16 protein-coding genes, 4 tRNA genes and 1 pseudogene are annotated in these 19704 nt (G+C 64.0%); 11 read left to right on the top strand and 10 right to left on the bottom strand.

What is annotated here, in order from left to right; all coding sequences use genetic code 11:
- Window positions 1–62: 62 nt before the first annotated feature.
- Complete coding sequence (gene mcpA, locus J5M58_RS06250) at window positions 63–1949, bottom strand: methyl-accepting chemotaxis protein McpA (RefSeq protein WP_207877560.1); 1887 nt, start codon at window positions 1947–1949, stop codon at window positions 63–65.
- A gap of 142 nt (window positions 1950–2091) precedes the next feature.
- Window positions 2092–2970 carry a LysR family transcriptional regulator gene (locus tag J5M58_RS06245; protein ID WP_112252296.1) on the bottom strand — a complete coding sequence of 293 codons (879 nt, stop codon included), beginning with the start codon at window positions 2968–2970 and terminating at the stop codon, window positions 2092–2094.
- Between the two features lie 101 nt (window positions 2971–3071).
- Here J5M58_RS06245 and J5M58_RS06240 point away from each other — a divergent pair, with 101 nt between their 5' ends.
- Window positions 3072–3500: a PACE efflux transporter gene (locus J5M58_RS06240; RefSeq protein ID WP_112252297.1), complete on the top strand. Its 429-nt coding sequence runs from the start codon at window positions 3072–3074 to the stop codon at window positions 3498–3500.
- A 124-nt stretch (window positions 3501–3624) separates the two neighbouring features.
- Here the strand turns inward: J5M58_RS06240 and J5M58_RS06235 are convergent, their stop codons facing one another.
- The 7 genes and pseudogenes from J5M58_RS06235 to J5M58_RS06205 all read right to left on the bottom strand — a co-directional run bounded on the left by J5M58_RS06235 (window position 3625) and on the right by J5M58_RS06205 (window position 11742).
- Window positions 3625–4677 carry a hypothetical protein gene (locus J5M58_RS06235; protein ID WP_207877558.1) on the bottom strand — a complete coding sequence of 351 codons (1053 nt, stop codon included), beginning with the start codon at window positions 4675–4677 and terminating at the stop codon, window positions 3625–3627.
- 153 nt (window positions 4678–4830) lie between these two features.
- A complete protein-coding gene (locus J5M58_RS06230) occupies window positions 4831–5499 on the bottom strand; it encodes a GntR family transcriptional regulator (protein WP_133970990.1) in 669 nt (222 codons plus the stop codon).
- 16 nt (window positions 5500–5515) lie between these two features.
- A complete protein-coding gene (locus J5M58_RS06225; RefSeq protein WP_112252301.1) occupies window positions 5516–6220 on the bottom strand; it encodes a FadR/GntR family transcriptional regulator in 705 nt (234 codons plus the stop codon).
- Window positions 6221–6244: 24 nt separating this feature from the next.
- Window positions 6245–7575, bottom strand: a pseudogene (locus J5M58_RS06220) (C4-dicarboxylate transporter DctA).
- Between the two features lie 262 nt (window positions 7576–7837).
- Window positions 7838–8317: an Lrp/AsnC family transcriptional regulator gene (locus J5M58_RS06215; protein WP_112252302.1), complete on the bottom strand. Its 480-nt coding sequence runs from the start codon at window positions 8315–8317 to the stop codon at window positions 7838–7840.
- A gap of 162 nt (window positions 8318–8479) precedes the next feature.
- The gene (locus tag J5M58_RS06210) at window positions 8480–9544 is read right to left on the bottom strand and encodes an ornithine cyclodeaminase (RefSeq protein ID WP_207877556.1); all 1065 of its coding nucleotides are present in this window, start codon (window positions 9542–9544) and stop codon (window positions 8480–8482) included.
- 449 nt (window positions 9545–9993) lie between these two features.
- Window positions 9994–11742 carry a sigma-54-dependent Fis family transcriptional regulator gene (locus J5M58_RS06205; protein WP_207877554.1) on the bottom strand — a complete coding sequence of 583 codons (1749 nt, stop codon included), beginning with the start codon at window positions 11740–11742 and terminating at the stop codon, window positions 9994–9996.
- A gap of 224 nt (window positions 11743–11966) precedes the next feature.
- On the opposite strand from J5M58_RS06205, the gene J5M58_RS06200 reads away from it, so the two are divergent.
- The 6 genes from J5M58_RS06200 to J5M58_RS06175 are packed head-to-tail and all read left to right on the top strand — an operon-like array spanning window position 11967 to window position 17898.
- Complete coding sequence (locus J5M58_RS06200) at window positions 11967–13061, top strand: ABC transporter ATP-binding protein (protein WP_207877552.1); 1095 nt, start codon at window positions 11967–11969, stop codon at window positions 13059–13061.
- A complete protein-coding gene (locus J5M58_RS06195) occupies window positions 13061–14170 on the top strand; it encodes an ABC transporter ATP-binding protein (RefSeq protein WP_112252306.1) in 1110 nt (369 codons plus the stop codon). The genes J5M58_RS06200 and J5M58_RS06195 overlap by 1 nt, the downstream gene beginning before the upstream one ends.
- A complete protein-coding gene (locus J5M58_RS06190) occupies window positions 14167–15030 on the top strand; it encodes a carbohydrate ABC transporter permease (RefSeq protein ID WP_112252307.1) in 864 nt (287 codons plus the stop codon). The genes J5M58_RS06195 and J5M58_RS06190 overlap by 4 nt, the downstream gene beginning before the upstream one ends.
- Before the next feature lie 3 nt (window positions 15031–15033).
- The gene (locus J5M58_RS06185; protein ID WP_112252308.1) at window positions 15034–15834 is read left to right on the top strand and encodes a carbohydrate ABC transporter permease; all 801 of its coding nucleotides are present in this window, start codon (window positions 15034–15036) and stop codon (window positions 15832–15834) included.
- A gap of 12 nt (window positions 15835–15846) precedes the next feature.
- Window positions 15847–16119, top strand: coding sequence for a DUF2160 domain-containing protein (locus J5M58_RS06180; protein ID WP_207877550.1), 273 nt, complete (start codon window positions 15847–15849; stop codon window positions 16117–16119).
- 39 nt (window positions 16120–16158) lie between these two features.
- Window positions 16159–17898 carry an ABC transporter substrate-binding protein gene (locus tag J5M58_RS06175; protein WP_112252310.1) on the top strand — a complete coding sequence of 580 codons (1740 nt, stop codon included), beginning with the start codon at window positions 16159–16161 and terminating at the stop codon, window positions 17896–17898.
- A 185-nt stretch (window positions 17899–18083) separates the two neighbouring features.
- On the opposite strand, the gene folD is transcribed toward J5M58_RS06175, so the two are convergent.
- Window positions 18084–18938, bottom strand: a complete 855-nt coding sequence (folD, locus tag J5M58_RS06170) for a bifunctional methylenetetrahydrofolate dehydrogenase/methenyltetrahydrofolate cyclohydrolase FolD (protein WP_013971879.1) — start codon at window positions 18936–18938, stop codon at window positions 18084–18086.
- A 271-nt stretch (window positions 18939–19209) separates the two neighbouring features.
- On the opposite strand from folD, the gene J5M58_RS06165 reads away from it, so the two are divergent.
- The 4 genes from J5M58_RS06165 (at window position 19210) to J5M58_RS06150 (ending at window position 19652) form a co-directional block, all read left to right on the top strand.
- Window positions 19210–19286: transfer RNA gene (locus J5M58_RS06165), tRNA-Arg, on the top strand.
- 40 nt (window positions 19287–19326) lie between these two features.
- Window positions 19327–19402, top strand: a tRNA-His gene (locus J5M58_RS06160).
- Window positions 19403–19454: 52 nt separating this feature from the next.
- Window positions 19455–19539, top strand: a tRNA-Leu gene (locus J5M58_RS06155).
- A gap of 37 nt (window positions 19540–19576) precedes the next feature.
- Window positions 19577–19652 (top strand) — tRNA-His (locus tag J5M58_RS06150).
- Window positions 19653–19704: the final 52 nt, after the last annotated feature.

Below are 19704 nucleotides of genomic sequence, written 5' to 3'. Positions count from 1 at the left end.
GCATGGCACCTGTGGGAGCGGCCTTGCGTCGCGATTGGGGCGCAGAGCGCCCCCCTGGGCCATCAGATCCTGAAGCTGCCTACCAGCTGCTTCAGTCGCCCGGCCTGCTGGGCCAGTTGGTCGCAATGGCGCAGGGTCTCGTTGAGGTTCTCCACCCCTTGCTGGTTCAGGGCGTTGATCTGGGTGATGTCCAGGTTGAGGCTCTCGACCACGGCGGTCTGCTCTTCGGTAGCGGTAGCCACCGACTGGTTCATGCCATCGATCTCGCCAATGCGCTGGGTCACGCTGGCCAGGCGTTCGCCTGCCTGGTTGGCCACCTGCACGGTCTGTTCGCTGGAAACCTGACTGGTATTCATGGTGTGCACCGCTTCGCGCGAGCCCACCTGCAGGCTGGTGATCATGCGGTGGATTTCTTCGGCCGATTCCTGTGTGCGGTGCGCCAGGTTGCGTACCTCGTCTGCCACCACGGCAAAGCCACGGCCGGCCTCACCGGCACGGGCCGCTTCGATGGCGGCGTTCAGCGCCAGCAGGTTGGTCTGCTGCGAGATGCCCTTGATCACGTCGAGGATCTTGCCGATCTCGTCAGTGCTGGCGTTGAGCGTTTCGATTTGCGCGCAAGATTCGCTGATGCGCTGCGACAGGGCGGTCATGGCGCTGATCGCTTCTTCGACCACTTCACGGCCACCGTGGGCCTGTTCGCTGGCTCCGCTGGCATGCTGCGAGGCATCGGCGGCGTTGCGGGCGATTTCCTGGGTGGCGGCCCCCAGCTCGTTGATTGCTGCGGCCACGCTGTTGGTGCGCATGCTTTGCTCTTCGGAACCGATGATCGACGCATTGGAGGCGTTGACCACCTTCTCCGACAGGTCGTGCACCAGGCGGGTTGCAGAGGACACTTCGCTGATCGAGGCATGAATGCGCTCGACGAAGCGGTTGAACGAAGTGGCCAGCTCGCCGAACTCGTCCTTGTTCTGCACCGTCAGGCGGCGGGTAAGGTCACCTTCGCCCTCGGCGATGTCGCGCATGGCGCGGCCCATGGTGGTCAGCGGGCTCATCAGCACCGGGATCAGCAGGCCAAGCAGGCCGGCGATGGCAGCCACGGCGATGAGCATGGCGATGATCGCCGAGGTGCGGAACTGGCTGAGCGCGGCGTAGGCCTTGTCCTTGTCGATCGACAGGCCGATGTACCACTGTGCCGAAGGCAGGCCGGCCACCGGGGCGAAGGAGATGATGCGGTCCTGGCCATTGAGGGTGACATCCTGCATGCCGGCGGCGACTCGCAGGTTGCTGCCCGGGTAGATGTCCTTGAGGTTCTTCATTACCTGGTCTTTGTCGGGGCTGACGATCACCTGGCCATTGCTGTCGGCCAGGAAGGCGTGGCCGATGCCGCCGAAATCGACCGAGTTGATGATCTCGACCAGGGTATCGAGGGTGACGTCGCCGCCGACCACACCGATCAGCTCGCCATTGCCCTTGCTTTTCACTGGCGTGGCGATGGTTACCATCAGGCCGCCGACAGCACCCTGGTACGGGGCGGTCAGCACGGTCTGCCCGGCGCTGGCCGCGGCGCCGTACCACGGGCGCTGACGTGGGTCGTAACCGTCGGGCATCTGCGTATCGGGGCGCTGGGTGAACACACCGTTGGCCTGGCCCAGGTAGGTGAACAGGAAATTACGCGTGTAGGACGGCTGCTCGATCAGCCCGGCCAGGGTATCGCCGGCGCCTTGCTGGGCGATGTCCTGGGCCAGGTTTTCCAGGACCAGGATGCGCCCGCTCATCCAGTTCTGCACGCTGCTGGCGGTCAACGCGCCGGACTGCTGCACCGAAGCTTCGATGTTCTGGCGGATGGTGTTGCGTTGCAGGTAGTCGTTGTAGAGCGTGAACAGGGCAAATGCCAGGACCACGACGCCGCAGGCGCTGAGCAGGATCTTGTGGCGAAATTTCAGGTTCATGTTTCGAGACCTTGAGCCAATGAGGGGAGGGCGCAGTGCGCTCATGACGCATTGCGCAACCTATCGTTCGGGATATCGGCTCAAGGGGTAAAAGATTGAAGTGCTTACAGAAATTTCTTACGGTCGTTTCGACAGACGGTATTCACTGGCTACACAACTGCTCGATCAACAGGCGTGCAGCCTGCTGCAGCGGTTGTTGCTTGCGCCAGAAGATGTGTACCGGCAACTGCAGCTCGTTGCGGGTGTTGCGAAAATCCAGGCGCACCAGGCGCCCGCTGGCCAGCAGCGGCGCGACCCGCGACAACGGCAGGTCGCCCCAGCCCAGGCCGGCCTCCACCATCTGCAGGGCGAGGTCGAAGCTGTCGGTTGACCAGTGCGTGGCGCCTATCAACGGGCGTGGGTCGGCCAGCGGCAGGTCACGGCTGCGCACCAGGATCTGGCGCACCCGGGTCAGGTCTTCCAGGTAGTGGATCCGCCCCTCACGCAAGGCCGGGTGGGTGGGGGACAAGGTGGCCACCAGCGACTCCATGCCGATGTGCTGGAAGCCGCGACGGGCATCGACCTGCAGCCCGGCAAAGGCCACGCAGAGGTCGGCGTGGCCGCTGTCCAGCAAGTGCACGGCCTCTTCCTGCGGGGCGCTGAGCAGGGCGATGTCCAGCAGCGGGTGCCGCTCACCCAGGCGTGCGATGGCCGCCAGCAACGGGCGGTGGTCGATGTCCGGCACCACGGCCAGCGTCAGGCTGCTCTCCAGCCCTTGGGACAGTTCCAGGGCATGCACCTGCAGCAGCCCCAGTTGCTCGGCGATCAACCGGGCATGGGGTTCCAGCGCCATGGCCTGGGCAGTCGGGCGAACTTCCCGTGGGCCACGCTCGAACAGGCTGTAGCCCAGTTCGGCCTCGAGGTTGCCGATGGCCATGCTCACGGCCGAAGGGACCCGCTGCAGAGCGCGCGCGGCGGCGGAAAACGAACCGCGGTCGAGCACGGCGAGAAACAGTTGGATATTGTCGCTGGAAAAGTTCATGGCAGCCTCCTGTCAGTCGATCTGACAGCTGCTGACTTTTGCTGTCAAGCACGATGAAGCATGATCGCGCCCCATCGCTTTGTCATTGGAGGTAATCCCGGGTGCAGGGAATCAAACGCAAATTGGTCTACGTGACTTTCTATGAACTGATCGGGCTGTGCATGTCGACCCTCGGGCTGGCCTACCTGTCGGATACCCAGGCGTCGCATACCGGGCCTCTGGCGGTGATGATCACCACCATCGCCATGCTCTGGAACCTGATCTACAACACCCTGTTCGAGCGGTGGGAGAGCCGCCAGGTCAAGCGCGGGCGCAGTGTGGCACGGCGGGTAGCGCATGCCATCGGCTTCCAGCTGACCCTGGTGGTGTATTTGATCCCACTAATTGCATGGTGGCTGGACATGACATTGCTGGAGGCGTTGCTGGTGGACATGGCGTTCATCGTGCTGGTGCCGTGCTACACCTTTGCCTACAACTGGGCGTTCGACCGGATCTTTGGCTTGCCCAGCTCTGCGTTGGCTACGGCCTGACACGTTACCTGTGGCGGCCTCTTCGCGGGTGAACCCGCTCCCACAGGGATATCACAGGCTTTGAATGCTGTGAACGACCCTGTGGGAGCGGGTTTACCCGCGAAGAGGTCGGAACAATCAACCACTAGGGTGGCAGGCGAATGATCAAAGGCTCCTGCTGCTTCACCTGCTGCTCGACCGGTTGCTCCGTCGGCCTCGGTGCACTGGCCAGCAAGCTGTCCTCGACCTGCCCCGACAGGTAGTACACCCCCGACATGGCCCCGCTCTGGCGATTCTCCATCAGTTCCTGCCACTCCTGGTTCAGCGCCACGTTGAGGATCACCCGCAACTGCTCGACCATCTGCGGGTGTTCGCGGTCATGGGTCATCATCCCGTAGCCAGCCGCCGCAATCGAAATCATCGCCCCCGCCACCTTGCCCACCGCCGACGCCACGGCACTGGCGATGCCGCGCGGTGCCAGGGTGGCGCCGAGCTTTTCGCTGGCCTGGTTGGCCACCGAGTTCAGCCCGACATCGGTTTTTCCGGGGCCTTTGCTGGCCTGCAGGTGCTGGCGCATGGCTTGCCACGCCGGTTGCTGGGCCAGCGACTTGGCCCGCAGCAGTTGGTACAGGCTGGCATTGCGCGCATCCGGCGGCCCCAGGGCGATGGCGGGAATGCGGTTGAGGCGCTGGCTGAACTGCTCGGGGGGCGCGTTGTAGCGGCTGATGATCGCTGGCAGCTGCTGGCCGAGGAGTTGCAAGTACAGCTCGCTGGCACGGTCGCGGATGCCTTCGGGGTTGATCTGCTCGGCCACCGGTTCGATCACCCGCTTGTGGTACTGCTCCTGCAGGTACAGCGCCAGGCGCTTTTCCGCCGGCTCCCGGCCTTCACCGCTGTCGATCTTGTACCAGGCCACCTTGAGGGTCAGCCACTGCTGGGTCCAGTAGCCGGTAAACCAGGGGATGAAGTCGCTTTCGGTGCGCTGCTGTACCTGTTCCTTCCACACCCGCATGGAGCGCCGCGCATAGTCGTTGGCCGAGCTGCCGGCGCCGACCGAGGCTTCGATCAGTTCCTGGTCGATGCGTTGCCAGGCGGCGGGGGTGAGCACCACCGGTGGTGGCGGCACAGGTGGGGCCTTGCCTGCGCAGCCGACCAGGGCCAGCAGCAGGCACAGCAGCAGGAGGGCTCGAATGCTCACGCAACCGCCTCCCTGGTAGAGGCTGGGATGGTTCTCGGAGTATAGGGTGGGGAGTGATGGGCTGCCGTGCAGCCTATCGGCCGTTCAGGATCAACGCAGATTTCTGCGTGAACGCGGTCCCACAAGGACCGCGTTCACCAGAAAGAGCATGGGTCATTCCAGGTCGAGCTTTTCTTCCAGGCGGTCGAGGTGCTTGTGCATCAGCCCCAGCGCCGCCTCGGCATCGCCGTGCTCCACGGCATCGATGATCGCCGCATGTTCCTGCCACGCGCAGTGATCGCAGCATGGCGACTCGTAGCGGGCGATGATCAGCGAGGTCATCGGCACCAGGCCATTGAGAAACCGCGCCAGTGGCGCATTGGCGGCCACCTGCGCCAGTTTCAGGTGAAACTCGCCACCCAGGCGGATCGCTGCACAACGCTCGCCGTTTTCATGGTGCTGGCGCTCGCGCTCCACCAGTTGTCGCAGCTGGCGAATCTGCGCCGGCCGGGCGCGTTGCGCAGCCAGGGTGATCAGCGTGGTTTCGGCCAGGCGCCGGGCGCTGAGTACCTGGCGTGCCTGCTCCGGGTCGGGCGCGGCCAGATGCGCAGTGTGGCTGGGGCGTTGCACCACAACCTGCTGGTCGGACAGGCGCCCGAGTACGCGGCGGATCACTGTACGGCTGACACCAAAGGCATGGCCCAGTGCCTGTTCGGGCAACAGGCTGCCAGGTGGCAGGCGCTGTTCGAGGATGGCATCGAACAGCCGCGGGTAGATCTGCTCGGCCGACAGGCGGGTTTCGCCGGCCGCGAGCAGGGCCGGCAAGTGAGGGGCGGCGTTCATGGTCGCTCTCCTGGGGTCATGGATGCGGGTGTTCTTCCGGGATGTTCAGCGGGATGCCCATGCGCAACCCTTCGGCCAGGATGTGCTGGCGCATCTGGGCACTGGCCTGGGCGCTGCTGCGCTCACGTATGGCGCGCACCACCGCTTCGTTTTCCTTCAGCCGCGCGGCCAGGTGCTCTGGCGAATTGCGCAGCATGTCGGCGCTCTGCTTGAGGGCATTGCCGGTCTGTTGCACCACGCTCTGGAAGATCGGATTGGTGGTCAGGGCGAACAGCGCTTCATGGAAGGCGATGTAGGCCCTGACGCCGGCTTCGCTGTCATCGGCCTCCAGCGCTTCACGCATGTCCATAAGGGTCAGGCGCAACTGGCCGATGTCCTGGCTGTTGGCCGACTGCGCCACCAGGCCGACGATGAAGGGCTCAAGGGTGTAGCGCAGCTCCAGTACGTCGGCCAGGCTGGCTGCGGTGCTGGTGTCCAGGCCCGGTTCCTGCGCGGCGGCATCGGCATCCAGTACCAGTACGCCCTTGCCCGGTAGCGAGCGCACCAGGCCCAGGGTTTCCAGCACAGTCACCGCTTCGCGCAGGCTGGGGCGGCTGATGCCCAGTTGTTCGGCCAGTTCGCGCTGGCCTGGCAGCATGTCGCCGGTACGCCATTGGCCTCGGGCCAGGGCCTGGCGCAGTTTTTCCACCACTGAGTTGACGACGGTCGATGAGCTGATCACGGTTCGCTCCTGGAAGGGCCGGCATCAGTGCCGGCCACGTTCGCTCAGAATTCCTGTTGATGAGGGTTGGGCTGCTTGCGTGGCGTGGGCGCGAAGCCGGGCTTGCCATCGAGCACGTTGTGCGCACGTTCCAGGTCGATGTCCTTCTCCCAGCGGGCAATGGCCACGGTGGCCACGCAGTTGCCGATCAGGTTGGTCAGCGCCCGGCCGATGCCCATGAACCAGTCCACCGCCAGTACCAGTACCAGGCCGACCACCGGGATCGCTGGCACGGCGGTCAGGGTAGCGGCGAGGATCACCAGCGCCGAGCCTGGGATGCCATGAGCACCCTTGGAAGTCACCAGCGACACCAGCAGGATGGTCAGCAGGTCGGTCATCGCCAGTGGCGTGCCGGTGGCGTTGGCAATGAACACGATGGCCAGGGTCAGATAGATGGAGAATCCATCGAGGTTGAACGAATAGCCGGTGGGGATCACCAGGCCGACGGTGGAGCTGCCGATACCCAGGTGCTCCAGCTTGCGCATGATCTGTGGCAGTACGGCGTCGGACGAGGCGGTGCCCAGCACGATGGTCAGCTCTTCACGCAGGTACTTGATCAGTGGCAGCAGCTTCAGGCCCGACAGGCGCATGACCGTGCCCAGTACGATCAGTACGAAGCCGGCACAGGTCAGGTAGAACAGCGCCACCAGCCCGCCCAGGTGTTGCAGCGATTCCAGGCCGTACTTGCTGGTGGTGAAGGCGATGGCGCCGAACACGCCGATCGGTGCCAGGCGCACGATCATGCCCATGATGCGGAAGATCACGTGGCTCAGTTCGTTGATCAGCCGCGAGATGCCGGCTGCCGAGTCGCCCACCAGGTTCAGCGCGCTGCCGAACAGTACCGAGAACAGCAGCACCTGGAGGATGTTGTTGTCGGCAAAGGCGCCGATCACCGAGGTGGGGATCAGGTCCATGAAGAATGCCGTGGCACCGTGGATATGCTGGCCACGCTCTGCCAGGCTGCTGGCGTCGGCGCTGGACAGCTGGTCCAGGTGGATGTTGGCGCCGCTGCCGATGCCGCTGGTGAAGGCGAACACCAGGCCGATCACCAGCGCCAGGGTAGTCAGCACTTCGAAGTAGATCACCGACTTCAGGCCGATGCGCCCGACCTTCTTCAGGTCGCCGGCACCCGAGATACCGCTGACCACCACGCAGAACACGATCAGGCCGATGAGCATCTTGATCAGCTTGATGAAGCCGTCGCCAAGGGGTTTGAGTTGCAGGGAGAGGTCGGGGAAGCTGAGACCGCAGGCGATGCCGAGGGCAAGGCCGAGCACGACTTGAAGGAAGATCGAACGCGAGCACCATTTGAGCATGGGAGGGATCTCTGATCGGTGTCCTTGCTTCGGTAGCCGCACGGGGCGAAAGAGCGCAGGACTTAATTATTGTGGTCTTACCGGTTTGTTCAGCGCGAAGCCATGAAAGCGCGAAAAATCTGACATTGCAAGGGTTTTCGGCCTTACCGGTCTGACCAGTTGTGGGGCGTTCCGGCCTGTCAGGCTCTAGTTCGGTGCGTGCCGTGAATGACTACACGTGAACCAGAGCAGGGTTTGGCCAGCGCCTGGGACACTATTGCAATCAGCGGGCCATTGACTGGACCTCGGCCAGCACCGGATGTGCCACCAGCTTGTCGATGTGCAGGGTGTCGTCGTTCATCCAGCTTTCGCTGAGCAGCCGGTAGTGCTCCATGTCGCGGCAGCGCAGGCGCAGGCTGTAGTCGAAGTGGCCGCTGATCAGCTGGCATTCGTGCACTTGCGGGCAGTTGCGCAGAGTGGCTTCGAAGGCCTTCTGCGCGGCCCGTCCACTTTGGTTGGACAGGGCGACCAGCACCAGCAGCGACACCCCGGGCGCGACCTTCTGCAGGTCGATGATCGCCCCGTAACCGCGGATCACGCCACGGCGCTCCAGCTTGCGTACACGCTCCAGGCAGGGGCGCGGGGTGAGGTGGACGAGGCTGGAAAGTTTCTCGAAGGTGATGCGGCCGTCGTGGCGCAGGATGTCGATGATCGCTTCGTCGATGCGGTCGAGGGGGTGGGCGTTGGCGTCCTTGGTGTCCATGCGCTTGGGCTTCGTTCGGAAGAGGGCATTGGACAGGTTAGGCGGTAAAGGGGGCCGCTGCGCGGCCCATCGCGACACAAGGCCGCTCCTACAAGGGATATGCGGTCCTTGTGTAGGAGCGGCCTTGTGTCGCGATGGGCTGCGCAGCAGCCCCAATGTCTATCAGGCGCAGACAGAACCAGCCTTGGGCACCGCCCGCAATTCCACCACCCGCGGCTGCAACAACCCATACAAATCCTTCGGATCCTCCAGCACCGGCACCAGCCCGATGTCTGTGCCGATATCCAGCGCTTGCGCCGTATCCAGCACGTAGCGCAACGCCGAATAATCCTCCAGTGCAAACCCCACCGAGTCGAACAGCGTCACCTGTTCGGCGCTCTCACGCCCGCTGGCCTCTCCGGCAACCACCCGCCAGAACTCGGTCACTGGCGAGTCCGCCGGCATCTGCTGGATCTCGCCTTCCACCCGGCTCTGCGGCTCGTACTCGACGATCACCCGGGCCCGCTCGACGATCGCCCGGTGCAGCTCGGTCTTGCCCGGGCAGTCACCGCCCACGGCATTCAGGTGCATGCCTGGCTCGATCATCTCCGGGATAAGGATGGTGGCGCAGGCCTTGTCGGCGGTAACCGTGGTGACGATATCGGCGCCGCGCACCGCTTCGGCCACGGAGCTGGCGATGCTCAGCTTGAGCCCGGGGCGGTTGGCCAGGTTGGCGACCAGTTTGGCCGAGGCGGCCGGGTCGATGTCGTACAGGCGGATTTCATCGATGCCCAGCAGGGTATTGAAGGCGATGGCCTGGAACTCGCTCTGCGAGCCATTGCCGATCAACGCCATGCTGCGACTGTCTGCGCGCGCCAGGTAGCGGGCGGCCAGGGCCGAGGTGGCCGCAGTGCGGATGGCGGTGGTCAGGGTCATTTCGCTGAGCAGCAACGGTGCACCGGTATCGACGCTCGCCAGGGCGCCGAAGGCCATCACCGTGGGCAGGCCATGGCGAGTGTTCTTCGGGTGGCCGTTGACGTACTTGAAGGCGTAGCGGCTGGCGTCCGAGATTGGCATCAGCTCGATCACGCCGTCCGCTGAATGGTTGGCCACCCGGGCGCATTTTTCGAAGGCATGCCAGCGTAGGTAGTCCTGGCGGATGTAGTCGGCCATTTCCAGCAGGCAGGTGGGCAGGCCTTTGCGGTTGACCAGGCGGGCCAGGTCTTGCACATCGATATAGCGGGTCATGAGGGGTCTCCCTGCGGCGACGCTTCCAGAGTGGGCTCTGGTTTCATTGTGCGGCGGAAGGGGAGGTAAAGCTGGCTGTAATGGGCTGTGGCAGCAGCGGCTTTGGCTGATTACGCTGCGCTGGCAGCCGAATCGGCTGTGGCTGCCTGTACCGGCCCTATCGCCGGCAAGCCGGCTCCCACAGGGATATCACCGGCCTTGAGAGCGCGCTGTAGGAGATAGCCCAGCCCTTTGGGCCGCGCTGTCGCACAGATAACTGAATTCGCAAGCGATCCTCGTACCCTGTGGGAGCGGCTTTAGCCGCGAAGAATCCAACGCGGTGCATGGCACCGGCTGCGCCGGTGTTCGCGGCTAAAGCCGCTCCCACAGGTCCCTGCTAATTCAATGACTTATGTGCAGTTCTATGAGAGCTGGCTTGCCGGCGATGAGGCCAGTGCAGGCCAAGGCAATCATCGCTCACGCAGCCGCTTGTACAGCGTGGTGCGGCTGATCCCGAGCCCGCGCGCCACCGCCGAGAGGTTGCCGTTGGCTTGCTCCACCAGCGTGTGCAGGTCCGCCTCTTCGGTCGCGACCGGCAAAGGCACCTGCGCCTCGGCGAGAAAACCCGCAGGCAGGTGTTCCAGGCCGACAGGCCCATTGCCCGCCAAGGCCAGCGCCACCTGCAGCACACTCACCAGTTCACGCATGTTCCCCGGCCAGGGGTGCCGATCGAGCAGCTCGATAACAGCCGCAGGCAGCCGAACTGGTTGCCCGGGGTCGCGGTAGCGCGCATGCACTTGCTCGATCAGCTGCCGGCGGTCACTGCGCTCGCGCAGCGGCGGCAACACCACTGCCAGCCCGGCGATGCGGTAAAACAGGTCCTGGCGAAAACGCCCGGCGCGCACTTCTTCGGTCAAGTCGCGGTTGCTTGCCGACACCACGCGGATATCCACCGCCACCGGTTCGCCGCTGCCCAATGGCTGGATACTGCGCGTCTGCAGCACGCGCAACAGGCGGGCCTGGGTGGGTAACGGCATGTCGCCGATTTCGTCGAGGAACAGGATGCCGTGGTGGGCCTTGCGGATCAGCCCCGGGTTGCCCTTCTGGTGGGCACCGGTGAACGCGCCCTTGTCGTAGCCAAACAGCTCCGACTCCACCAGCTCGGCCGGGATCGCCGCGCAGTTGACGGCGATCAGCGGCTGGCTGGCGCGGCTGCTGGCCCGGTGCAGGGTCTCGACGAATACCTCCTTGCCTACGCCGGTTTCACCCTGCACCAGTACCGGAATGTCCTTTTCCAGCAGCAGGCCGGCCTGCGCCAAGGCCTTCTCCAGGCGTGGCTCGGCGCTGCTGGCGGCGGGGCGGCCGGGGGCTTCGCGCGGCAGCTGCCACTGGCAATGAAAGCGGTTGCGCCCGATGGCTTGCAGGGCGAAGGGCTGTTGCTGGGGATGGCCGAGCAGCTGTTGCAGAGGCAACTGGAACAGTTGCGCGATGTTCTGCTGCAGCGGGTTGCCCCCAAGCAGGGTGTCGGCCCGGTGATTGGCGGCCAGAACCCGCCCGTGCTCATCGAACACCAGCAGACCGGCCCAGGGGCTGTCGAGGTTGTCGGAGGCGCTGTTGAAGATCAGTTGCGCGTGCTGGCCGGCATGCTCGGCGAGGATCAGGCGGTTCTCCAGGCTCTGGCCCATCATGCGTACCAGGCCCAGGGTCTGGCTGGCGGGCAGGTAGCCGTCGCTGGCCACATCGAGCACCCCGACCAGCTGCCGCTCGGCATCGAACAACGGCGCGGCGGCGCTGGACATATAGCGGTTCTGGCGCAGGAAGTGCTCGTCCTGACCCACATGGATCGCCTCGGCGCAGACCAGCGCGGTGCCCAGCGCATTGGTACCGACACCGCGCTCGTGCCAGTGGGCGCCGGCGCTGAAGCCGTGCTGCTGGCGCGGCTCGATGAAACGCCGCGAGCCCCAGCTGTCGAGCAGGCAGCCGCTGGCATCGGCCAGCATCACCAGGTAGCTGGCATTGCCCAGCAGGTGCGCATATTGCGGCAGCACCGCTTCGCGGGTCAGGCGTAGCAGGGCCTGGCGCTGCTCCAGCAGGGCGTTCAGCTCGGCGCGGGTCAGGCAGTCGAAGTCCGGGGCGTGCTGGGGTTGCAGGCCGTGGTCGCGGCAGCGGGCCCAGGAGGCCTGGATCAGTTGGGCATGGGGCGAAGCGGATGCGGCCATGGGCCTGTCCTGTGTGATTGTTGTCATGGGGCCGACCGCTGTTCAGTGTCGTGCACGGTTGTTCAATGTCAAACCGGCAAGTGTTCAGTTGTTCAGTGCTTGTGTTCACTTGTGAACCTGCGATTGGCCGGTGTTGCCAGCAAGGCCCCGGGCCAGACGGTCGCGGCGCAACTGGCACGAAACTGGCTGTGCCCGGCAGACAAAAACCACAAGAAGGCCACGCCATGTCCCTGGTGCTGGAACAGGTCAGCCGCAGCGTCGACAACCAGGCCTGGATCGTCGATGCCTCACTGCGTTTCGAACCCGGCTCGTTCAACGTGCTGCTGGGTCGCACCCTGGCCGGCAAGACCAGCCTGATGCGCCTGATGGCCGGGCTCGACCGCCCGGACCGGGGGCGGGTGCTGATGGATGGCCAGGATGTGACGGGCATGCCGGTGCGCCAGCGCAATGTGTCGATGGTGTATCAGCAGTTCATCAATTACCCGACTCTCAGCGTGTACGAGAATATTGCGTCACCGCTGCGCCAGGCACGCATGGCCGAGCCGCAGATTCGCCGGCGGGTTCAGGAAACTGCCGAAATGCTGCGTATCGAACACTACCTGCAGCGCCTGCCGCTGGAGCTGTCCGGTGGCCAGCAGCAACGCACGGCGATGGCCCGGGCGCTGGTCAAGGATGCCTCGCTGATCCTGTTCGACGAGCCTCTGGTCAACCTCGACTACAAGCTGCGCGAGGGCCTGCGCCAGGAGCTGCGCGAGCTGTTCGCGGCGCGCCACTGCATTGCCGTGTATGCCACCACCGAGCCCAACGAGGCGCTGGCTCTGGGCGGCACCACCACCCTCGTGCATGAGGGCCGTATCGTCCAGAGCGGGCCTACTGCCGAGGTCTACCAGCGCCCATGCAGCGTGCTGGCTGCCGAGCTGTTTTCCGAGCCACCGATCAACCTGGTGCCTGGTCGTATCAGCGGCAATGACGTGAGCCTGGCTCAGGCCGTGCACTTTGCCCGCAATGCCGACTTGCAGCCGCTTGCCGAGGGTGACTACCGCTTTGGCGTGCGGCCCAGCCACATCAGCCTGGTGCCGGCCCACGACGACGACCTGGAGCTGGCGGTGCTGGTGGAACTGGCCGAGATCAGTGGTTCAGAGACCTTCCTGCATGTGCGCAACGAACACTGGCGCATGATCCTGCACCTGCCAGGGGTGCACGAATACCAGGTGGACACGCCGATCCGCGTGTTCATCCCCACCCACAAGCTGTTCGTGTTCGACAGTGCCGGGGCGCTGGTGCAGGCCCCGGGGCTGCGCCAGGCAAGGAGAGGGTGATGGCCGAGATCCGCCTGCGCCAACTGGCGCACAGCTACAACCGCCAGCCCGCCAGCGAGGCGGACTATGCCCTGCACGCGCTGGAGCATGTGTGGGAGCAGGGCGGTGCCTACGCCTTGCTCGGGCCGTCCGGCTGCGGCAAGTCGACCTTGCTCAACATCATCTCCGGGCTGCTGACACCATCCCACGGCGAGGTGCTGTTCGACGGCAAACCGGTCAACCAGTTGTCACCGCAGGCCCGCAACATCGCCCAGGTGTTCCAGTTTCCGGTGGTGTACGACACCATGACGGTGTTCGACAACCTGGCCTTTCCCTTGCGCAACCAGGGGCTGGACGAAGCCCGGGTGCAGGCCCGGGTGGAGGAGATTGCCGAGGTACTCGACCTGTCGGCCGTGCTGCGCAAGAAGGCACGCAACCTCAGTGCCGACGAAAAGCAGAAGGTCTCCATGGGCCGTGGCCTGGTGCGCGATGACGTCTCGGCGATCCTCTTCGACGAGCCGCTGACGGTGATCGACCCGCACCTGAAGTGGAAGCTGCGGCGCAAGCTCAAGCAGATCCACGAGCAGTTCAACATCACCATGATCTACGTCACCCACGACCAATTGGAGGCCTCGACGTTCGCCGACAAGATTGCGGTGATGCACGGCGGGCGCATCGTCCAGTTCGGCACCCCGCGCGAACTGTTCGAGCGACCGCGGCATACCTTCGTCGGTTACTTCATCGGCAGCCCGGGGATGAACCTGATCGAGGTACGCGCCGAAGCGGACGGGGTGGCGTTCGGCGATATTCACCTGGTGCTGCCTGGGCAACTGCGGGAGCACCTGCGAGAGCGCCTGGCGGCCACAGGCGGTGGACGCCTGCAGGTAGGCATCCGCCCGGAATTCGTGCAGCTGTGGGACAGCCCGTTCGATGACGCTTACCCGGCCCGGGTGCTGGACGTCGAGGACCTGGGCACCTACCGCATCGTCACCCTCGAACTGGGCGGTGTCGCACTCAAGGCACGCCTGGGCGAGGACCGCCCGCTGCCGGTGGCCCAGGCCTGGGTCAGCCTGCCGGCGCAGTGGCTGATGCTGTACCTGGACGATGAGCTGCTGGAGGCCGGGCCATGAACAAGGTGCCGAACAACAAGGCCTGGTGGCTGGTGCTGCCGGTGTTCCTGCTGGTGGCATTCAGTGCGGTGGTGCCGATGATGACGGTGGTCAACTACTCGGTGCAGGATATCTTCGACCAGACCAACCGCTACTTCGTCGGCGCCGACTGGTACCGCCAGGTGCTGCGCGACCCGGCACTGCACGATGCGCTGCTGCGCCAGTTCATCTATTCCGCCTGCGTGCTGCTGATCGAGATCCCGCTGGGCATCGCCATTGCCCTGACCATGCCGACCAAGGGGCGCATGGCCTCGGTTTGCCTGATCGTCATGGCCATCCCGCTGCTGATCCCGTGGAACGTGGTCGGCACCATCTGGCAGATTTTCGGCCGGGCCGACATCGGCCTGCTCGGCGCCACCCTGGCCAGGCTCGGGGTCAGCTACAACTACGCCGGCGACCCGTTCGACGCTTGGCTGACCGTGCTGGTGATGGACGTGTGGCACTGGACATCGCTGGTGGCGTTGCTCTGTTATTCGGGGCTGCGCGCCATCCCCGACGTGTACTACCAGGCTGCGCGCATCGACCGCGCCTCGGGCTGGGCGGTGTTCCGTCATATCCAGTTGCCCAAGCTGAAGAACGTGCTGCTGATCGCGGTGATGCTGCGCTTCATGGACAGCTTCATGATCTACACCGAGCCCTTCGTGCTGACCGGTGGCGGGCCCGGCAACGCCACCACCTTCCTCAGCCAGACCCTCACGCGCATGGCTGTGGGGCAGTTCGACCTGGGCCCGGCGGCGGCATTCTCGCTGGTGTACTTCCTGATCATCCTGCTGGTTTCGTGGCTGTTCTACACAGCCATGACCCATGCCGACAAGGACTAGGCCATGAGCACGCGCAAATCGCTGGCCCTGCTGCTGTACTTCTTCTTCCTGCTGGTGCCGATCTACTGGCTGCTGAACATGTCGTTCAAGAGCAACACCGAGATCCTCGGTGGCCTGACCCTGTGGCCGCAGGCGTTCACCCTCGACAACTACCGGGTGATCTTCACCGATGCCAGCTGGTACAGCGGCTACATCAATTCGCTGTACTACGTGTGCCTGAACACGCTGATTTCGCTGCTGGTGGCGCTGCCAGCGGCATATGCCTTCTCGCGTTACCGCTTCCTCGGTGACCGGCACCTGTTCTTCTGGTTGCTGACCAACCGCATGGCGCCACCGGCGGTGTTCCTGCTGCCGTTCTTCCAGCTGTATTCGTCGATCGGCCTGTTCGACACCCATATCGCCGTAGCCCTGGCGCACTGCCTGTTCAACGTGCCGCTGGCGGTGTGGATCCTCGAGGGGTTCATGTCTGGTGTGCCGAAGGAAATCGACGAAACGGCCTACATCGACGGCTACAGCTTTCCGCGCTTCTTCGTGAAGATCTTCGTCCCGCTGATTGGCTCCGGCATCGGCGTGACGGCGTTTTTCTGCTTCATGTTCTCCTGGGTCGAGCTGCTGCTGGCGCGCACCCTGACCTCGGTGAACGCCAAGCCGATCGCCGCGGTGATGACCCGTACCGTGTCGGCCTCGGGCATCGATTGGGGAGTACTGGCGGCGGCAGGGGTACTGACCATCCTGCCGGGCATGCTGGTGATCTGGTTCGTGCGCAACCATGTGGCCAAGGGCTTCGCCCTCGGCCGGGTGTGAGGAGGGCAAGGCATGGAGTGGATGGCCTGGACCTTGCCGACGGCGCTGTTCTTCGCCGCCATTGGTGTGCTGCTGCTGGGCATGACCCTGCTCGAACTGCGCCGCCCCTGCGTGGAGCGACGCGGTTTCCTGCCGCTGGTCACCAGCCGTGGCGACCGCTTGTTCATCGGCCTGCTGGCCAGCGCCTACCTGCATTTGCTGGTGGTTGGCGTCAGCGAGTGGCCATTGTGGGTGGCCTCGCTGCTGTCGCTGGCGTGGCTGGTGGTGGTGCTGCGCTGGGGCTGAGCGAGCGGCCCTGTGGGATAACTGAAACGGGAGATCACAATGTTCGACAACAAGTACAACAGGCGACATTTGACCCTGGCCGCGTTGCTGGTACTGGCCAGTGCGCAGGGCACGGCCTGGGCCGACCAGTACGAGGACGCGGCAAAGAAGTGGCTCGGCAGTGAGTTCAAGCCTTCGACCCTCACCCCTGAGCAGCAGCTGGCCGAGTTGAAGTGGTTCATCAAGGCTGCCGAGCCGTTCCGTGGCATGAAGATCAACGTGGTGTCGGAAACCATCACCACCCATGAATACGAGTCCAAGGTGCTGGCCAAGGCCTTCAGCGAGATCACCGGTATCCAGCTGACCCACGACCTGCTGCAGGAAGGCGACGTGGTGGAAAAGCTGCAGACACAGATGCAGTCGGACAAGAACATCTACGACGGCTGGGTCAACGACTCCGACCTGATCGGCACGCACTTTCGCTACGGCAAGGTGGAATCGATCACCGACCTGATGGCCAACGAAGGCAAGGCCTACACCTCGCCGACCCTGGACCTGAAGGACTTCATCGGCATTTCCTTCACCACCGCGCCGGACGGCAAGGTTTACCAGTTGCCCGACCAGCAGTTCGCCAACCTGTACTGGTTCCGCGCCGACTGGTTCGAGCGGCCTGAACTGAAGGCCAGGTTCAAGGAGAAGTACGGCTACGAGCTGGGTGTGCCGGTGAACTGGTCAGCCTACGAGGACATCGCCAAGTTCTTTACCGAAGACGTCAAGGAAATCGACGGCAAACGCGTCTATGGCCACATGGATTACGGCAAGAAAGACCCGTCGCTGGGCTGGCGCTTCACCGATGCCTGGTTCTCCATGGCCGGTGGCGGCGACAAAGGTTTGCCCAATGGCTTGCCTGTGGACGAATGGGGCATTCGCGTGGAGGATTGTCACCCGGTGGGCTCCAGCGTGACCCGTGGCGGCGACACCAACGGCCCGGCTGCCGTGTATGCCACGCAGAAGTACGTGGACTGGATGCGAGCCTATGCGCCCAAGGAAGCCCAGGGCATGACCTTCTCCGAAGCCGGCCCGGTGCCGGCCCAGGGCAACATCGCCCAGCAGATCTTCTGGTACACCGCGTTTACCGCCGACATGACCAAGCCGGGTTTGCCAGTGGTCAATGCCGATGGCACGCCGAAGTGGCGCATGGCGCCTTCGCCGAAGGGGCCGTACTGGGAGGAGGGGATGAAGTTGGGCTACCAGGACACCGGTTCGTGGACCTTCTTCAAGTCTACCCCCGAGAAGCAACGCCTGGCTGCCTGGCTGTACGCCCAGTTCGTCACCTCCAAGACCGTGTCGCTGAAAAAGACCATCGTCGGCCTCACGCCAATTCGTGAGTCGGACATCAACTCCCAGGCCATGACCGAGCTGGCGCCCAAGCTGGGCGGGCTGGTGGAGTTCTATCGCAGCCCGGCGCGGGTACAGTGGACGCCAACCGGTACCAACGTGCCGGACTACCCGCGGTTGGCGCAGTTGTGGTGGAGCCACATCGCCGAAGTGGCCAGCGGCGAGAAGACACCGCAGGAAGCCCTGGACGGCCTGGCCCGCGACCAGGACCGGATGATGGAACGCTTGCAGCGCTCCAACGCCCAGGCGACCTGTGCACCGAAGCTGAACCCGGAGAAGGATGCCCAGTACTGGTTCGACCAGCCCGGTGCGCCGAAGCCGAAACTGGCCAACGAAAAGCCCAAGGGCGAGACGGTCAGCTACAGCGAGCTGCTGAAGTCGTGGGAAGCGGCCAGGAAGTGATCGGCTGAGACCTTCGCCGGCTTCTTCGCGGGTAAACCCGCTCCCACAGAGAGATCGCCATCTTCTGGGGCGGCGCGCATCCTGTGGGAGCGGGTTCACCCGCGAAGAGGCCGGCAAAGCCAATAAATAAATCACAGGCAAAAAAACGGCACCTGCCAGAGGTGCCGTTTTCATGTCACGCGGTATTACTTGTGCAGCTCTTCCGCCGCATACAGCGTGTTTTCCAGCAGGCACGCCCGGGTCATCGGCCCGACGCCGCCCGGCACCGGCGTGATCCAGCCTGCACGCGGCAGGGCAGTCTCGTAGACCACGTCGCCGACAAGCTTGCCGTCTTCCTGGCGGTTGATGCCCACGTCAATGACGATGGCACCTTCCTTGATCCACTCACCCTTGACCAGGCCTGGCTTGCCTGCGGCCACTACCACCAGGTCGGCGCGGCCGACATGGCCGGCGAGGTCCTTGGTGAAGCGGTGGCAGACGGTCACGGTGCAGCCGGCCAGCAGCAGCTCCATGGCCATCGGGCGGCCAACGATGTTGGAGGCGCCGACGATGACCGCGTTCATGCCGTACAGGTCCTGGCCTGTGCTTTCCAGCAGGGTCATGATGCCCTTCGGCGTGCACGGGCGCAGCAGCGGGATACGCTGGGCCAGGCGGCCGATGTTGTATGGGTGGAAGCCGTCCACGTCCTTGTCCGGGCGGATGCGCTCGAGCAGCAGCGAGGCGTCCAGGTGCGCCGGCAGCGGCAGTTGCAGCAGGATACCGTCGACGGCCGGATCGTCATTGAGGCGGTCGATCAGCTCGGTCAGGGCCTGCTGCGTGGTTTCGCTGGGCAGGTCGAACGCCTGCGAAATGAAGCCGACCTCTTCGCAGTCCTTGCGCTTGTGCGAGACATAGACTTGGGAGGCGGGGTCGGTGCCGACCAGGATCACCGCCAGGCCCGGCGTACGCAGGCCTTGCTGGCGACGCTCCACGACACGTTGAGCGATCTGCTGGCGCAGGCTGGCGGCGATCGCCTTGCCATCGATTAGGTGTGCAGTCATAGACGCGTGATTAACCATCGAGAAGGAAACAATTAAAGAGGGCGTATTCTCGCACGACACGGGCCAAGGGCAAAGGCGGGTGGTCGGGCAAATCCCCTAAGCCCTTAAATAATTTAAATTTTTTTGAGAAAGGTGTTGACGACTTTCAGGCTCGCCTATAAGATTCGCCGCACTTGTCGGGCACAGCCTAGCACTGGTTGGCTAAGTCGGGCAGAATGAGTGGTTTAACAGTTACCTGTTAAGGTCTCGTTCGGTTAGGCTTCAAGCTTAAGCGCCCGTAGCTCAGCTGGATAGAGCATCCGCCTTCTAAGCGGATGGTCGCAGGTTCGAGTCCTGCCGGGTGCGCCATTAGGCAGCTTTGGCAAGCAGGTAGTTGTAATGCAATATGGTGGGCGTAGCTCAGTTGGTAGAGCGCTGGATTGTGATTCCAGTTGTCGTGGGTTCGATTCCCATCGTCCACCCCATATTCTTCAAAGGCGCCTCGATAGCATCTGGCGCCTTTGTTTTAAGCGTTACGCGGACGTGGTGAAATTGGTAGACACACTGGATTTAGGTTCCAGCGGCGCAAGCTGTAAGAGTTCGAGTCTCTTCGTCCGCACCATGCTTCTGTAAAAGCTGTATCGCAAGACCGCAATATGGTGGGCGTAGCTCAGTTGGTAGAGCGCTGGATTGTGATTCCAGTTGTCGTGGGTTCGATTCCCATCGTCCACCCCATATTTTGAAAGGCGCCTTGGTCGTGAGATCGGGCGCCTTTTTGTTTTGGGCT

It is taken from the genome of Pseudomonas sp. 32_A, from assembly GCF_017490905.1.
In the GTDB taxonomy this organism is placed as follows: domain Bacteria; phylum Pseudomonadota; class Gammaproteobacteria; order Pseudomonadales; family Pseudomonadaceae; genus Aquipseudomonas; species Aquipseudomonas inefficax.
This window is presented reverse-complemented; position numbering and strand designations above follow the sequence as displayed.

Coding starts and splice junctions, on each gene's coding strand:
- J5M58_RS06245 (WP_112252296.1), bottom strand. CDS start 2,970: ATGAACTTTTCCAGCGACAATATCCAACTGTTTCTCGCCGTGCTCGAC.
- J5M58_RS06215 (WP_112252302.1), bottom strand. CDS start 8,317: ATGGACACCAAGGACGCCAACGCCCACCCCCTCGACCGCATCGACGAA.
- J5M58_RS06230 (WP_133970990.1), bottom strand. CDS start 5,499: ATGAACGCCGCCCCTCACTTGCCGGCCCTGCTCGCGGCCGGCGAAACC.
- folD (WP_013971879.1), bottom strand. CDS start 18,938: ATGACTGCACACCTAATCGATGGCAAGGCGATCGCCGCCAGCCTGCGC.
- J5M58_RS06190 (WP_112252307.1), top strand. CDS start 14,167: ATGAACAAGGTGCCGAACAACAAGGCCTGGTGGCTGGTGCTGCCGGTG.
- J5M58_RS06200 (WP_207877552.1), top strand. CDS start 11,967: ATGTCCCTGGTGCTGGAACAGGTCAGCCGCAGCGTCGACAACCAGGCC.
- J5M58_RS06185 (WP_112252308.1), top strand. CDS start 15,034: ATGAGCACGCGCAAATCGCTGGCCCTGCTGCTGTACTTCTTCTTCCTG.
- mcpA (WP_207877560.1), bottom strand. CDS start 1,949: ATGAACCTGAAATTTCGCCACAAGATCCTGCTCAGCGCCTGCGGCGTC.
- J5M58_RS06195 (WP_112252306.1), top strand. CDS start 13,061: ATGGCCGAGATCCGCCTGCGCCAACTGGCGCACAGCTACAACCGCCAG.
- J5M58_RS06205 (WP_207877554.1), bottom strand. CDS start 11,742: ATGGCCGCATCCGCTTCGCCCCATGCCCAACTGATCCAGGCCTCCTGG.
- J5M58_RS06210 (WP_207877556.1), bottom strand. CDS start 9,544: ATGACCCGCTATATCGATGTGCAAGACCTGGCCCGCCTGGTCAACCGC.
- J5M58_RS06175 (WP_112252310.1), top strand. CDS start 16,159: ATGTTCGACAACAAGTACAACAGGCGACATTTGACCCTGGCCGCGTTG.
- J5M58_RS06180 (WP_207877550.1), top strand. CDS start 15,847: ATGGAGTGGATGGCCTGGACCTTGCCGACGGCGCTGTTCTTCGCCGCC.